Origin of the sequence: Paenibacillus sp. 32O-W, from assembly GCF_007679495.1 — a bacterium.
In the GTDB taxonomy this organism is placed as follows: Bacteria; Bacillota; Bacilli; order Paenibacillales; family NBRC-103111; genus Paenibacillus_L; species Paenibacillus_L residui.
The window spans coordinates 63953-79053 of sequence record NZ_VEGP01000009.1 but is presented as its reverse complement, the minus strand read 5'-3'; the positions used below and the strand labels follow the sequence as shown (position 1 = coordinate 79053).

Below are 15101 nucleotides of genomic sequence, written 5' to 3'. Positions count from 1 at the left end.
GATCAGTTTTTAGTAACGGGTCTGTGCCCTTATGGATTTCCCTGTCGGTACTCTGCGTACTTGCTTTGTGAACTCCTGCGAATGAATCAACTTGCGCGAGAACAGGCCATAGCGTCGAATGCAAAAGGGGACAATGCCCCTGCTGATCAGGCAGCTGTACGAAGCTTCAGCGCTTGTGCTTTGCCGGCGTCAAACGATTCACCGTTGCGAGCAAGAGCAACCAGCATGCGAACGAGTTTGCCGATCAGTTTGAAGATCGAGGTTTGCTTCTTGATGCGACGGGTGTGGACGTTGTGGTCGTGCCACGCCCGGAACGCCTCGTGGTTAGCGACCAGCCCGATCATCGCCACATATAAATATTTTCGGAGCTGTCTGCGCCCGCGCTTGGACAGGACAATCTGGCCTTTGCGCTTGCCCGACATATCTTCGCACAGGTTAAGCCCCGCCAACGCCAGGATCTGTTGACCATGTGCATATTGGCTCAGCGGACCGGTATTGGCTAAGATGACGGCGGTTAACCACGGACTGATCCCGACCTCCTTCAAGGCGGCTAGATCGGCTTCCGGCAATTGGCCCAGCAAGGCCAGTATCTCATTCATGACCTGTTCCTGATCCGCCAGCAGCCTCTCGCGCTGCTCGAGTAAGCGCTGGATGTTCCGCCGGAGCTCGGGGGCGATGTCTGTCACCCCGACGGAAGCCCGGGCAGCAGCGAGCAGACGGGCGGCTATCTCCCGCCCGCGTTTACCGCCGGCACGCGACATGGCGGTAGTACGCCAGCCTTCGATCACCTGCTCGATGGTCCGATGCTTCAGATCCTCGGGCAGCGGAAACGCCTTAAGTGTGGCGATGGCGCGTGGACCGTTCCACTTTTTAAAAACTCGCAGAAACTCGGGAAATCCTTCATCAAGCAATCGTTGGAGCCGATTGCCGATCGCCGTAAGGTCCGTCGACAGGGCCTCATATTCATTGACGACACAACGCAGCTTGCGATACGTCCCCTCATGCCAGGACCAGTCGTGGTAATAGCCTCGAGAAATGGAATCGGCAATCGTGAGAGCGTCTTTGGCATCGTTTTTGGAGGGACGGTTGTCTCGGTTTTCCTTATTGCGCTTGACGGTCGCCGGATTGACCTGAACGACTTCCTGTCCATGGTCCTGAAGCCACCGCGCGAGGGCATTTCCATAGTGTCCGGTCGATTCCATGCCGAGGATGACCCGGGTGAGTCCAAGCCGTTGCTGCTGCTGGGTTACCCAGTGCATCATCTTCTCGAAACCCACTCGGTCGTTGGTGAAGGAGCAGGTATGGTCGACTTCAATTCCGCGGTAGTTCACGGCGCCCGCCACATGCGTTTCCTTGGCGATGTCGATGCCGACGACCAGGTGTTGTGGGGAAATGCGTTCGATACGTTGATTAATTCTGTGCTTTCTATTAAACTTCATAGTAGAGCGTCCTCCTTGGATGATGGGTTTTAAGGGCACTGACCCCGTGATACCCCCATCGTACCAGAGGCGCTCCTTTTCATTCAAAGGCTATTTCTTAGCACCAACAGGAATTTTTAGTTTTCAAATTTCACACTATTGAAGCAATTCAACTCTATTCTACCTTGAAAATCCATCCATTTTCATCATCTGATGGTGTCGCGGTCAGCGGCATGGGGGTCTAAATGGAAAATATCCATCAAGTTTGGGCTAAATGGGCGCCATGAAGGAAAATCCTCCATTTTAAATGTATTTTTTCCAGGTAGTCTTACCGTTGATTGCCATTCGCTTCAAAATACCTACATAAAATACGGTTAGTTCGTCTCCCCTATAAAGATCACGTAGTGGAAAGAACATTCTAGCTGCAAAGATAAGAGGTCGCCAAGGCTTGGGCAATGCCTAAATGAGTTTTGGCGTTGGTTTTTTAATCCTGCGGGTTTATTTGTATCTGGGGTATACCAACCTTTCGTACAATGTAACAAAAATAACATCTATTGGTTTTTATATCGGACTTAGTTGGAGTTGAACAAATCGATGAATCATTCTCATAAAACAATGAGGCAAACTCGCCCTTCCAAAAAGGCGGGTCCCCCAAAGTCAAAACAGGCAATGCCTAAGCAAGGGGCAGCTAAAGAGGCGGAATCCATCCGGACCGGGGACCCGATTATCGTCACCGTCAAAAGGCTGGGCATCAACGGAGAGGGCGTCGGCTATTATAAAAGAAAAGCGGTGTTTATACCGGGCGCCTTGCCGGGAGAAGTGATCAAGGCAACCGTGACGAAGGTTGAGCCTACCTTCCTGACGGCCGCTATTCGGCAAATTGAGAAACGGTCTCCCTACCGCCGGCAACCGGAATGTCCGGTCTATGAGCAGTGCGGGGGCTGCCAGCTTCAGCATTTCAGCTATGAAGGACAGTTGAAAGCGAAGGAAGAGCTGGTCCGGGAGGCCTTCAACCGTTATCTGGGCGAAGAAGTTCCCATACGACCGATTAAAGGAATGGACCATCCCTGGAGCTACCGCAACAAGGCCCAGCTCCAGGTCGGAACCGAAGGCGGGCGCCTTCTGACCGGACTTTATTCCGCAGGAACTCGCAAGCTTGTCGATATATCGGGATGCCCGATCCAGCATCCCGAAATCAACAAGACCATCCGAACGGTCCGCGAAATATTGGAGAGGCTGAACATTCCCGCCTATCATGAACGGACACGTCGAGGAGTGATCCGCACCATCGTGGCCCGGATCTCCTTCGCCACGGACGAGGTGCAGCTGACCCTCGTCACGGCCGGCGACGAGCTGCCGCAGCGGGACCGGCTCGTTACCGCGATCCGCCAAGAGCTGCCGAAGGTGACCAGCGTCGCCCAGAACGTCAACCCGGGCCGCACCCCGCTCGTGTTCGGAGACATCACCCGAACGTTGTGGGGGGCGGAGCGGATGGAGGAGACATTGGGCGATGTCCGGTTCTCGCTGTCTCCGCGCGCATTCTTCCAGTTGAACCCGGCACAGACGGTTCATCTGTACAACTACGTGCGCGAGGCGGCAGCGCTAACCGGCGATGAGCTGGTCATCGACGCGTATTGCGGCACGGGCACGATCGGCCTGTGGCTGGCGCCGTTCGCCCGCGAGGTGCGCGGCATCGAGGCGGTGCCGGAGGCGGTCGAGGACGCCCGCAGCAACGCCCGCCTGAGCGGGCTCGACAACGCCGGCTTCTACGCGGGCGAGGCCGAGCGGCTGCTGCCGGAGTGGGTCCGACAAGGCATCCGTCCGGATGTCGTTGTCGTGGACCCGCCGCGCACCGGCTGCGACCGCAAGCTGCTGCAGGCGATCGCCCAGGCCAAGCCGCGTCGGCTTGTGTACGTGTCCTGCAATCCTTCGACATTGGCAAAGGATTGCAAGGTGCTCGCCGGCGCAGGCTTCCGCATCGAGTGGGTGCAGCCGGTGGATATGTTCCCGCAAACGTCACATGTGGAGTGCGTAATAGGAATGCAACGAATCGATACGTAGAAATCCTTTGTTTTCAACACTTTGCGCGTTTTATGACTTTCACGGCGGACGGCAACGACTTCAAAAATAAGGTGCTCAAAGACAAAATCGAGGTTTCGGTCGTTTTGGACCTAGATTTGGACGTCGGGTGTGTAGATATGTTAAATTCATGGGAATAAGTTCATGAATCAGCTGAAAATGAAAGTTGCTGCAACATATGAATATACAAGGGAACACCCCTAATTGCGGTGTTCTCTTCTTATATATAAATATAATTTAAAAACCGGCCGTTATCTCAAAACCTAACGGTCATGACAAAATGTAAAGAGTCGTGTTACGAGCCGAGCGAGAAGCGGGTTTCCATTCCTATTTTTCACCATCAGAGCCTCGAAGGAAGGGGTTGGGAAGTCTTATGGCTGTATGAATTGGTGAAACGGTGCATGTGAGAGGATGTTAGGTGAACTTTTTGGCTTATAATTGTAGGGTATGCTTCTCCTTGTCGAGAGGCGAAAAATCAGGTATGTTGGCTATGAACAATCTCAGGATGCCGCATTATTACTAAAGGGGTTGGTTGTATGCATCGCCGGTTGGTTTCCGATTATTCCAACCAATTGCATCAATTATTGGTCTCCGTCTCAAGGCATTATTATTTTGGCAATGATGGATATTTGAGATACCAGAAAAAACCGTTGGACGTTGATCTGAAAAACGCACTTAAGTCACGCAAAGAACATCTCATTTACTATATATTGCGCGATCACTATAGCGGGACGTTTGCTTTTCGGATGGCTACGACGAGAAGGCCGCTTCCTCTCGCAGATTTTCTTTATTATGCCTGGAGCGAGGAGAAGAAGGAAGAAAAATTTATATTCGGATTGCCGGACGCATTATTTGTACCGAAGACGGTTACAACCGACGGCTTGTTTGCCGCATTGGAAAGTCTGGATATTATGCCGTTGCACCCACAAAGCGGCTTTGCTTCGGGTGTCAGAATCTTTCGGGATATAGAACAGCTGCTATCCTATTATTTGAGTGAAACAGTGGATCATACACTGGAAGGAGTGGACAAACTTCGTCTGAAAGTATGTCAATATTTGATTGGTTCGAAGTTCAATACATGGAAAGAAAGCTTGCCAAAGGAGCATCATCCTCGGTCTGTTCCGGACTATGATGATTTTACCCAGCATTTTATTACAGTTGATACCGGTCTTTTCAAGATAGAGCAAGGTAAACATAGAAGATACGACAAGACGGTGCTTGAATTGGAGCTTCCTTCGTTTGACAGAGAAAAGCTGGATCAGGCGCAGGAAATGATTTATGATGCATGGGACGAGATGAGTAGAAGCAAGCGTCTCTCGATGGCACGAAAAGCATTGTTTCTGTCGCCATACTGTGCGGATGCCTATAATTTGTTAGCGGAACATAGTGAATCTTCGGAAGAACGAATGGAACTGTACGAGCGGGGGGTGAAGGTGGGGCGTCTAGCTTTGGGGGAATCGTTTTTTGAAGAGAATGTAGGTGAATTTTGGTGGCTTACTGAGACCAGACCATATATGAGGGCACTGGCAGGACTGGCGGAATGCCTCTGGAATAATGGACACCGGCAAGATGCCATTGCGAACTGTCGTGAGTTGCTCCGATTGAATCCTAATGACAGTCTGGGAATTCGCTATATACTGGTAAATTATTTGCTGGCTGAGGAAATGAATAAAGAAGCTGACGAATTTCTGTCAGACCATAAAGAGGCTACATGCTTTATGCTGTATAGCGAAGCTTTGCTTTCTTTCCGTTGCAAGAGTGCTCGCAAAGCGGCCGTATCGTTGAGTAAAGCTCTCGAATCGAATTCTTTTGTTCCCGCTTATTTACTAGGTGAGAAGCATATTCCATATATTAAACCTGATGCTTACTCGCGGGGGAGTGAGGAGGAAGCGATTATTTACGCCTCATTCGCCCTCCATTCATGGAAAACAACACCCAGCGCGTTAGATTGGTTAGCTGACCGAGCGAATCGTGAGAAGATGGGATGCAATTTGTAATGTATTAGTTGATCCAAGACAGGTGCAGTGCAGCAGCAGCCTTTCAATGATTAGTTTGGAGTTTCCGTTTTTTTGATCCTGGATTTGGACGACGCGTATGCGAATTGTTGAAATTATTGGAATAAGCTCACGAGATAACTGAAAATGAGGTGACTTCAACATATGAATGTCCAAGAGAACGCCCTTTTTGCGGTGTTCTCTTTTTAGATAGATACTATTCAAAAAGCCGGTTGCCCTGAACTATCAGCGCAACCGGCTTTTTGCGTGAAAGGAGAAGTGTAAGATGGCCAAGGTGATCGCCCTCGCTAATCAGAAAGGCGGCGTAGGCAAGACCACAACGGCGGTCAATCTGGGGATCGGTTTGGCAGCCGAGGGGAAAAAGGTTTTACTGGTTGATGCGGACGCGCAAGGCAACCTGACGGATTCATTAGGTTTCCACGAACCGGATAATTTATCGGTATCTTTGGCGACATTGCTGGCGAAGACGATGCTGGAAGAATCCTATGAAGCGCGGGAAGGTATTTTGCATCACCATGAAGGCGTTGACCTGATGCCAGGCAATATTGAATTGTCCGCTGTTGAGGTATCGCTCGTCAATACGATGAGCAGAGAAACGATTTTGCGTTCGTACATCGATTCGGTTAAAGCCGATTACGACTACGTGCTGATCGATTGCATGCCGAGTTTGGGCATGTTGACCATCAATGCGCTGGCGGCAGCAGACAGCGTCATTATCCCCGTTCAAGCACACTATTTGCCCGCCAAGGGAATGACGCAGCTCTTGCAGACCATTGCCCGTGTGCGCAGGCAGATCAATCCGAAGCTGGTTTTGGACGGCGTGCTGCTCACGATGGTAGACAGTCGGACGAAATTTGCCAAAGACATTTCCTTTATTCTTCGGCGCGACTACGGCGACAAGCTGCGCGTGTTCAACACCGAAATTCCCCTATCCGTTCGCGCGGCGGAAACAAGCGCCAAGGGGAAAAGCATCTACGTCCATGATCCGGATGGGAAAGCTGCGGAGGCTTATGCCGCCTTTACGAAGGAGGTGCAGAGCATTGGCAGCGAAAGACGACATGCGCGCCAGCATCAAACTGACCACAGTCGCTGATTTATTCTCCACCGAGGAGAGCCGCGCCGACCAGCAGCGGGAAAAGGTGATGGAAATACCATTACCAGATATCAGCGATTTCCCCGGCCATCCGTTCAAGGTAAAGGCTGACGAAGCGATGTTGGAAATGGCAGACAGCGTAAAGCAATACGGCGTTCTTGTTCCCGGCTTGGTACGACCGAAGGCGGACGGCGGTTATGAAATGGTAGCCGGGCATCGTCGTAAAAAAGCGAGTGAACTGGCTGGCAGAGAAACGATGCCCTGCATTGTCCGCGAACTGGACGACGATCAGGCGACGATCATCATGGTGGACAGCAACCTGCAACGCGAAAATATTACGCCAAGCGAGAAAGCATTCGCCTTTAAGATGAAGTTGGAGGCGATGAATCGGCAAGGACAGCGTACAGATTTAACTCGTTCCCAAGTTGGGAACAAGTTAGACGGGAAAAAATCTAGTGAAGTTTTGGCAGAGCAAGTTGGGGAGAGCAGGAACCAAATATTCAGATATATCCGCCTTACCGAACTGACCCCCTCCATTCTCGAGATGGTGGACGACAAACGAATCGCCTTCAATCCCGCCGTAGAGATTTCTTACTTGGCCGAAGAAGAACAGAAAGCCCTATATGAAACGATGCAGTCCGAAGACTGCACGCCTTCGCTGGCGCAGGCGCAGCGCATGAAAAAACTGAGTCAGGACGGGCGGCTTAACGTGGATGTCATCTTCTCGATTCTCACGGAGGAGAAACCGAACCAGAAAGAAAAGATGACCATTCGGCGCGAGCGGATAGACCGTTTCTTCCCGAGGGACTTCACCGAAAAGCAAAAGGAAGACCTGATCGTACAACTACTGGAAAGCTGGTATAAAAAACGGCAACGGGAACAGGAACGTTAACCTGTATCCTGTTCGGCAGGCACTCTCCCCTAGGACGGAGAGCTTTTTTATGCCCATTTTTGGGGAGGCGATTCATGATGTATTTCACGAAAGGGAGGCGTCGTCAATATGAGCGCCTGATGCAAGAAAAGCCGGGTTTCAACCGCTTTGAAGTATTTGAGGATGAGACCGAGCAGCCGCACACGCGAAACAAGAAATCACGTGAAGCCGGTCAATCAAAACGAAACCGGAGAACGAAGAATGACCGCAACTTTCCAGGAAATGAGGACGGACGATGGAAGAAATGAAGCGAATGGTGGACAACTACGAAGTCGTTCAGGCCATCTCCATCGGGAAGGTGGAAGTGCTGCTTGGCATAGACGAAACCAATACCGAACGTCCGTACATGGTTTGTACCTGCACCCGAAACAATTCGTTGGGTGTCGAGCAATTTTACGCGATTGCGGACAGCGCGGATTATCTTGAGGCCTGCATGACTTTATTTCCCGCGTGCAATGGGAACTGGAGGATCTCAAAGAAGAAAGGGCCAGTGTCAAGGTACCCCTATCTCCCCTTACCCAAGCACAATGCCAGCCGATTCGCGAAGACATGCGCATTGACAACCAGGTTGTTGTCATCCGGCCGGAATGGTTGCGACCCGAATATCGCACCGCTGTAAACCAGCTTGTGCTGGCGTTAAGCGGTTTTGGCACCTTTGCCTATTCCCGAGGTCGCGCCGTCTACGTGTTAAATCTGTATACCGGAGAGGAGGCTCGCTGGAATCGGGAAGATTTTATGGGGTCTGATAAAACCGGAGCATATGCCCGCATGGGCGCAAGAAAAACTGGAGCAGCATCAGATTGGAACTAGCAAAAGCCGAAGCAACGTGACGAAGCCCGGTAAAGTCAATCGATAGCACTTCAATTTCGGTTTGAAAGGAGACGTGAGCGATGTCGTGGACGTATCGGCACCGCAAGACGCTTATTATCGCCGCGATTGCCGTAAGCGTTTGTTTACTGGCTGCTGCGGCCATTTATTCTCTGATTAAGCAATCAGAGCAAGAGCAGAAACAGCAGCAAATGAAGGAACATTATGAAAGGCAAATCGAAGAACTGAAAACGATAGAGGAACAATCGCGCAGAAGCGTTTGGACTGTGGCGCGCACCGTTCCGGCCGGCGGCACCGTGAAGGCGGAAGACCTCAAGTCTGTCCCGATGCCTGCGAATCTGGTGCCGCAAGGGATGATTACCGATCAGAACGCGGTCATCGGCAAAAGCGCCAAAATCGAATTGCAGCCAGGCACACCGCTGATGCCGTCCATGCTGTACGAGAGCGCGCCGATCCCGAAGGATTTGCGGGTGCAGGAGTTTCATGTCATTCAGCTTCCCTCCAATCTGCAAAAGGGACAGTACATCGACGTGCGAATCAACTTCCCGACTGGCGAGGATTTTGTCCTGCTGGCGAAGAAGAAGGCGCGGGAGTTGTCCGGCAATGTCATCTGGCTGGAAATGAACGAGATGGATATATTACGGACTTCAAGCGCGATCATCGATGCCTACTTGCAAGGCGCGCGGCTGTATGCCCTGCCCTACATCGAGCCGGGCTTGCAGGAATCGGCGGTAGTCAATTATCCCGCCAATCCGAAGGTGCTCGATTTGATGGAACATGATCCGAACCTGCTCGAAAAAGCGACAACCGAGCTTGCCCGCCAGCTGCGAACGACACTGGACGACAATCTGAAGGCGATGAGCGAGTCGGACAAACTGCGCGTAACGAGCGGCAGCGTAACGGTTCAGCAGCAACTGCAAAACGAACGGATTGTCACGCAGCAAGGCAATGCCATGCATGAGGCGACCCCATCGCCGCCACCGGCAGGCGCAACGGCTACGGTCGACCAGGAACCGCTAGCTGCTCAGCCGCTGACCTCCCCTTCCGTTCCGACAACGACGAATGAGAATCGGCCGGAAACGTCAGCGGAGTCTACACCATCTGTTTCAACAGATCCGGCACCAGCTTCGCCGTCTGGAGAGCCTGCAAAAGTGGATAAATTGGAGCAAATTTTTAATCAGTGAAGGAGGCCGTCATGAAAAAAGTCGTATTTTTCGGCGCGCCGGACAAAAGCCACCTGCTCCTTGTGCTGGGCAAGCTGCTCACGGCGATGGAGCGAAAGGTGCTGATCGTGGATTCCACCCTTGCCCAGTCCATGCAAGGCTATTTGCCGCGAGCGGATTTTGGCTGTTCGCTGCGGGAGTTTGAAGGCATCGATGTGGCGACCGGGCTCATCACGCCAGCGCAATTGGAACGTTCTATGTTTCAAGCCGGTGGCGAAACAGCATACGATGTCATGCTGCTCGACACCGATCACACCGAATTTGTGAAAGGACGAGAGTTGCCGGGCTACGACAAGCGGGTTTGGTGCAGCAATTGGAGCCGACTCAGCATGCATAAAAACGCGGAACTGATACAGCGGCTGTGCCTTCACGAAGCGGAGGGTCAGCCGCTTTCGTTTTACAAACTGATTGCTCCCACTCTGCCGATCGCCATACCCGAGTCGTATATCGATTCGCTGCTGCCGCAGCAGGCGATACGTTGGGAGGACATCGTGTTCCGCTTTCCGCTGGACGAACGGGATATATCGGTCGAACTGGACAACCAGCATCATGGCCGCATCGACATCAGGCGGCTGTCCGGGACGTATCGCCGGAACGTGCTGGACATGCTGCAGCAGTTGTTTGAATGCGATGCCAAAACTGCCCGGCGGGCATGGGCGCGCTCCCGAAGGCGCGCGTAAATTCGGTAATGTTGCACGAAAGGAGATGAAGCAAATGGGTTATACCGTGGTGTTTTGGAGTCCGGTACCGGGACAGGCCGGTACGACGAGCAACCTGATTGCCGCCGCGGCGCTGCTCGGATTGGAATACTCCTCGCGCCTTCTGTTGCTTGGGCATTTGCAAAGCGAATACGCGGCCATCGAACGCGCCTTTTATCCGAGACGTTCCTGGATGAGCGGAGCGGACGCCCCGACTGACGCGGGTATCGACGCGCTGCTCAGGCTTTTGCAAAACCGCAAGCTGGAACCGAACAGGCTGCGGGATTACACGCTGCCGCTGCTCGCCGATCGACTCGACATCCTTCCGGGATCGAACAAGCCGGATGCATCGTTTGTTTCCGCCGCACAGGACTGGCTTACGCCTCTTTTGGAACTGACAAGGCGCGCTTACGATCTGGTATTGCTGGACGGCGGAAGCGGCAAGCTGTCGGCGTGGACAGAGGGGCTGCTGCGTCAGGCGGATTTGCTGGTCGTCTGTCTGCCGCAAAACGCGCTCAAGCTGGAGCAGGTTTTTCCGCTGGTGGAGGCGCAGCTTCAGTCCAACCGGAAGCATTTGCTTGTATTCGGACAATACGATCCTCGCTCCGCTTTGACCGTTCAAAATATCAAGCGCCAGTTCCATCGGCGGGAGCCTGCGCACCCGATTGTCCATAATACGGGCTGGCTGGATGCGACCCAGCAAGGAGAAGCCGTCCGTTTTTTATTTCGCAACCGACAGGTGCCGCGCGGTCATGAAAACGATCCTTTTATGCAACAAGTGCGGGCATTGGTGCAGGCGATCATCCGGCACGCCGGATTAGACAAGCCTCTTTTCGGCGGGAGGGAGGACGATCGACGATGATGTACGTGCTGAACGCTTTGCTTATCGTGGGCATCCTCGTCGCGGTCGGTGTTCTGCTCTATTTGCGCATGAGCCGCCGTTTGCCGGACCAGTCGGACGAAAAGCCGGTCTACACGCTGGAAGCGATGACCGCGTTCGTGAAAGAGGCGCTGCATGAGATGACAAGCAGCAACTTGATTGACTACGGCTTGTCGGAAGAAGAATACCGTCGCCGCAAAAACAAACGTGCGGAGCTGAAAAAAGCGCTGCGGGGTTGCACGTCTGGCGATTTGCGGGATAAGGCATATGTGAAGCAAGTGATCGCCGATTTGCTCGAACAGCGCTACTGCATGGACGACAATAACCTGAACCGGCTTCTGCCGTTTGACGATCCGAAAAAATTGTCGCCGCAAGATCAGTTCGATATTCTGCTCTATCTGTATAAGAAACAACATCGGTTGAGGGCGCTGGACGTACTGATACAAAAATACGAACTGGACCGCCCCAAACGGAGCATGGAAGACGAGGAGACCGAGTCGTACCGGGTTACCGCCGACGAAATCCGCGACATCTACAAGCGGGAAGCGCGCAAGCTGTCTGCCGAGGACAAAACGCAGATCGTTGTGCAACGGATCTACCAGCATTACAAAGGGTTTAGCGTCATCGACGAAATCCGCGACATGAAAATCGACGGCGTATCGGGCGGCGTCTCCGGCATCCCGCCCTCGATGTGGGAAGGCGAATGGAGCCTGGAGGAAGAAGCGAAGCTGCGCGAGGTGCCGAGGTCGCATGACAGCGTGTGGCTGTTTTATAAAGGGAAATCCATTCATTTGAGCTTTCTGTCTTTCGGTTCGGAGCAAGAGCTAAGGCGCGTGTGCCAGAACGTGTACAAACATAATTTCCCCGGTCAGTTGTCCGAGGCGAACGGTTATAAGGTGAACGAAATGGCCGACGGCTCCCGCGTCGTCGTGCTGCGCCCCCGGTTCAGCGAATCGTGGGCTTTTTTTGTGCGCAAATTCGATGTGCAAAACGCCACGCTGGAACAATTGATTCAGGACGACAATGCGGAGTTGCCCATTGGGCTGATCCGATACCTCGTTATGGGAGAACGCATCACGGCCATCACCGGCGCGCAGGGCAGCGGCAAAACGACGCTCTTGATGGCGATGGTGCGCTACATTCCGGCCATCTTGCCGATCCGGGTGCAGGAAATGAGCTTTGAGCTGCAGCTTCGGAAAATATACCGGGAACGCAACATTTTAAGCTTGCGGGAAACGGAAACGATCTCCGGGCAGGACGGTCTGGACATCCAGAAAAAAACGGACGGCTCGGTCAATATTTTGGGAGAAGTGGCGACCGACCCGGTTGCCGCCTGGATGGTGCAGATGGCGCAGGTCGCTTCGCTGTTCACCTTGTTTACGCATCACGCCAAAACGTTCCGCGATCTCGTCTATTCGCTGCGCAACTCGCTGCTGAAGACAGGGGTGTTTACGAACGAAAAAGTGGCCGAGCAGCAGGTCGTCAGCGTCATCAACTTCGACATTCACCTCAGGCGGGACGCGGACGGACATCGCTACATCGAACGAATTACCGAATGCGTCCCGGTGGAGCAGGAAGCGAGCTACCCGGAGACGTTCCGCCACAAAACGACGACCGAGGAGAAAATGACGGCGTTCATGGAGACGATGCTGGAATATTTCCGCCGTTCGACGGACCGACCGCTTTACGTCGCGCGGAACGTCATCGAATTCCGAGATGGACGCTATGTCGCCGTTCATCCGTTGTCAGAGCGAAGCCGCAAGGAAATCGCCGCATGCCTCGCCGGGCCGGACCAGGCGGCGTTCGAAGCGTTTTTGGCGGTTTATTGGGGGGATGGCGATGAAACTTGAATGGCTGTCCCTGTTGCTGGGCGCAGCGACGATGCTGTTCCTCGCGATGGTGGCGGCGTTTCAATGGGTATCCCGCCACGGTTCGGACGTGGAGGCCGTTCGGCGGTATGAAGCGCTGCGCAAACCGGGCAAAGCCCGCAAGAAGCAAGCGCTGCATAGCGTGTTGCAGCAGTTGTATCGCCTATGCGAACGCGTACCGATTCTACGCGCTTATTTGCACCAACTTCGCAAACGAATGACCATTCTCCAGCTTGGCGACGAATGGAAGCTGCGGCTGGAGACGATGAAGTCGGCGCTCCTCATATGGGGCGTGCTGCTCGCGGCGGCTGTTCCGCTGGCGCTCGGCGTGCGCGACCCGGCCACGCTAGGCATGATTGGCATCGGCTTCTGGGTTGGCCACGGAATCCTTTCGGACAACCTGGTCCATCGGCTGGAGACGCGACTGCTCCGGCAACTCCGGCATTTTTTTTCGGATGTGCGTCATCATTATCATCGTCATGGCATGGTGGAAGAAGCCATTTATGAAGCGGCGGACGGCGCGCCGTATGAGATGGCGCTGCATGGACACGAAATATACGAAGTGCTCACGGCAAGCGACGCCGAGCAGCGGCTGGCGCAGTATATCGAGCGCGCGCCGAACCGCTATTTGCAGGGCTTGGCCGGGCTGTCGCATCTGGTGAAGGAATACGGCGACAAACGAACCGCAACCGGTTCCGTGTACTTGAAGGCGATCGGGAAGCTCGCGACCGAGCTGAATCTGGAACTGCTGCGCCGCGAGCGCCTCAGTTTCCTGTTGCAAGGACTGACCGCCATCGCGCTGTTGCCGCTGCTGTTTACCCGGCCGATCGAAGCTTGGGCCAGCCATTACTTTCCGGCCATGGACGCCTTTTATGCGAGTACGACCGGCTGGATCGTGAAAATCGGCCTGATGGTGGTCGTATGGCTGTCCTACGTCCTGCTGCGGAATATTCAGGAACTGGACGCGAGTCCAAAACCAACCGGCCGGAAAAGATGGGAGAAACGGGTTTGCGAATGGCCGTGGATGCGCTGGCTTGTGCATCGTTTCGGTCCCGCCCCCGGTTCCCGGGAAGCTGACCGCATGGTCAAGCTGCTTAAAGACACCGCGTCGCCGCTTCGGCTGGAATGGCTCTATGTGCAGCGCATCGTGGCGGGGGGCATGGCTTTTCTGGCAGTGCTCGGGATGTTTATTACGCTTCATGCCGCAAGCCGGCATCAGATCCTGTATGCGCCGGTAAAGCCGGGCATCCTGTTCGGCCAACTTTCGCCGGAGGAGGAAGCCAAGGCGCGCGAGGCGGCGGCGCTCGATCGCCGCATCATCGATCGCGTAAAGGAGGTGAAGCACCGCACCGAAGAAACGGTGATGGCCCTGCTCCGCAGCGAAACGCCGACGGCGAATCAGGACGATCAGCTTCGCGCCGCGGCTCGGCGCATTATGGTCAAGCTCACGAAGCTGGACAATCAGTATGTGAAGTGGTGGGAAGCGCTCCTCGCCGCTCTCGCGGGATGGGGCGGCTACGCCATGCCGGTCGGCGTTCGGTTGTTCCAGCGGCGCATGCGGCAGATGGAGATGAAGCATGAAGTGGATCAACTGCATGCCGTCATCGCCATGCTGGCAGATATGGACCGGATGTCGGTCGAGCATCTGCTCATCTGGATGGAACAGTTTGCCCGCGTGTTCAAGGAACCGCTGCAAACCTGCTTGCTCCATTTCGAACAGGGCGCGGATCAGGCGCTGGCGCAGCTGAAAGAGGATGCGCCGTTTGTGCCGTTCGTCCGCACGGTCGAAAAGCTGGAACTGGCGGCGCAAAGTTTGCCGATCCGGGAAGCGTTCGACGACCTGGAGTCGGAACAGGCTTACGCGCAGGAGCAGCGCAAACAGGAGTACGAGCAATTGATCGAGCAAAAGGCAGGCTGGGGAAAATGGATCGGGTTTGCGCCGATGATGGCTCTCATTTTCGGCTATCTGGTCATTCCGCTCGTCATCGTCAGCTTGCACCAGATGTCCGTATACTACGAACAGCTTCAGCGCATTCAGTAAGCGGACATGTTGCGGCGCTTTCCTAAT

Annotated in this window: 12 protein-coding genes; 11 read left to right on the top strand and 1 reads right to left on the bottom strand. The window is 54.0% G+C overall.

Annotated features, from left to right (window positions below; genetic code table 11):
• Positions 1 to 146: 146 nt before the first annotated feature.
• A complete protein-coding gene (locus tag FS806_RS05865; protein ID WP_144933650.1) occupies positions 147 to 1439 on the bottom strand; it encodes an IS110 family RNA-guided transposase in 1293 nt (430 codons plus the stop codon).
• Between the two features lie 648 nt (positions 1440 to 2087).
• Here FS806_RS05865 and rlmD point away from each other — a divergent pair.
• The 11 genes from rlmD (at position 2088) to FS806_RS05810 (ending at position 15074) form a co-directional block, all read left to right on the top strand.
• The gene (gene rlmD / locus FS806_RS05860; protein ID WP_260981993.1) at positions 2088 to 3479 is read left to right on the top strand and encodes a 23S rRNA (uracil(1939)-C(5))-methyltransferase RlmD; all 1392 of its coding nucleotides are present in this window, start codon (positions 2088 to 2090) and stop codon (positions 3477 to 3479) included.
• Positions 3480 to 4033: 554 nt separating this feature from the next.
• The gene (locus FS806_RS05855; RefSeq protein WP_144878505.1) at positions 4034 to 5494 is read left to right on the top strand and encodes a hypothetical protein; all 1461 of its coding nucleotides are present in this window, start codon (positions 4034 to 4036) and stop codon (positions 5492 to 5494) included.
• 283 nt (positions 5495 to 5777) lie between these two features.
• Positions 5778 to 6605 carry a ParA family protein gene (locus tag FS806_RS05850; protein ID WP_054819663.1) on the top strand — a complete coding sequence of 276 codons (828 nt, stop codon included), beginning with the start codon at positions 5778 to 5780 and terminating at the stop codon, positions 6603 to 6605.
• Positions 6553 to 7497: a ParB/RepB/Spo0J family partition protein gene (locus FS806_RS05845; RefSeq protein WP_455644289.1), complete on the top strand. Its 945-nt coding sequence runs from the start codon at positions 6553 to 6555 to the stop codon at positions 7495 to 7497. The genes FS806_RS05850 and FS806_RS05845 overlap by 53 nt, the downstream gene beginning before the upstream one ends.
• Positions 7498 to 7571: 74 nt before the next feature.
• A complete protein-coding gene (locus FS806_RS05840) occupies positions 7572 to 7784 on the top strand; it encodes a hypothetical protein (protein ID WP_144878504.1) in 213 nt (70 codons plus the stop codon).
• Between the two features lie 202 nt (positions 7785 to 7986).
• On the top strand, positions 7987 to 8346 hold the full coding sequence (locus tag FS806_RS26065; protein WP_222126593.1) for a hypothetical protein: 360 nt from the start codon (positions 7987 to 7989) through the stop codon (positions 8344 to 8346).
• A gap of 80 nt (positions 8347 to 8426) precedes the next feature.
• Positions 8427 to 9548: an SAF domain-containing protein gene (locus tag FS806_RS05830; protein ID WP_144878503.1), complete on the top strand. Its 1122-nt coding sequence runs from the start codon at positions 8427 to 8429 to the stop codon at positions 9546 to 9548.
• Between the two features lie 11 nt (positions 9549 to 9559).
• Positions 9560 to 10267, top strand: coding sequence for a hypothetical protein (locus FS806_RS05825; protein WP_144878502.1), 708 nt, complete (start codon positions 9560 to 9562; stop codon positions 10265 to 10267).
• Between the two features lie 34 nt (positions 10268 to 10301).
• Positions 10302 to 11147, top strand: a complete 846-nt coding sequence (locus FS806_RS05820) for a CpaE/TadZ family protein (protein ID WP_144933648.1) — start codon at positions 10302 to 10304, stop codon at positions 11145 to 11147.
• Entirely contained in the window at positions 11144 to 13015 is a 1872-nt protein-coding gene (locus FS806_RS05815) for an ATPase, T2SS/T4P/T4SS family (RefSeq protein ID WP_144933647.1), read from the top strand. The genes FS806_RS05820 and FS806_RS05815 overlap by 4 nt, the downstream gene beginning before the upstream one ends.
• Positions 13005 to 15074 (top strand): hypothetical protein, encoded by a 2070-nt coding sequence (locus FS806_RS05810; protein WP_144933646.1) that lies wholly within the window; start codon positions 13005 to 13007, stop codon positions 15072 to 15074. The genes FS806_RS05815 and FS806_RS05810 overlap by 11 nt, the downstream gene beginning before the upstream one ends.
• Positions 15075 to 15101 lie beyond the last annotated feature (27 nt).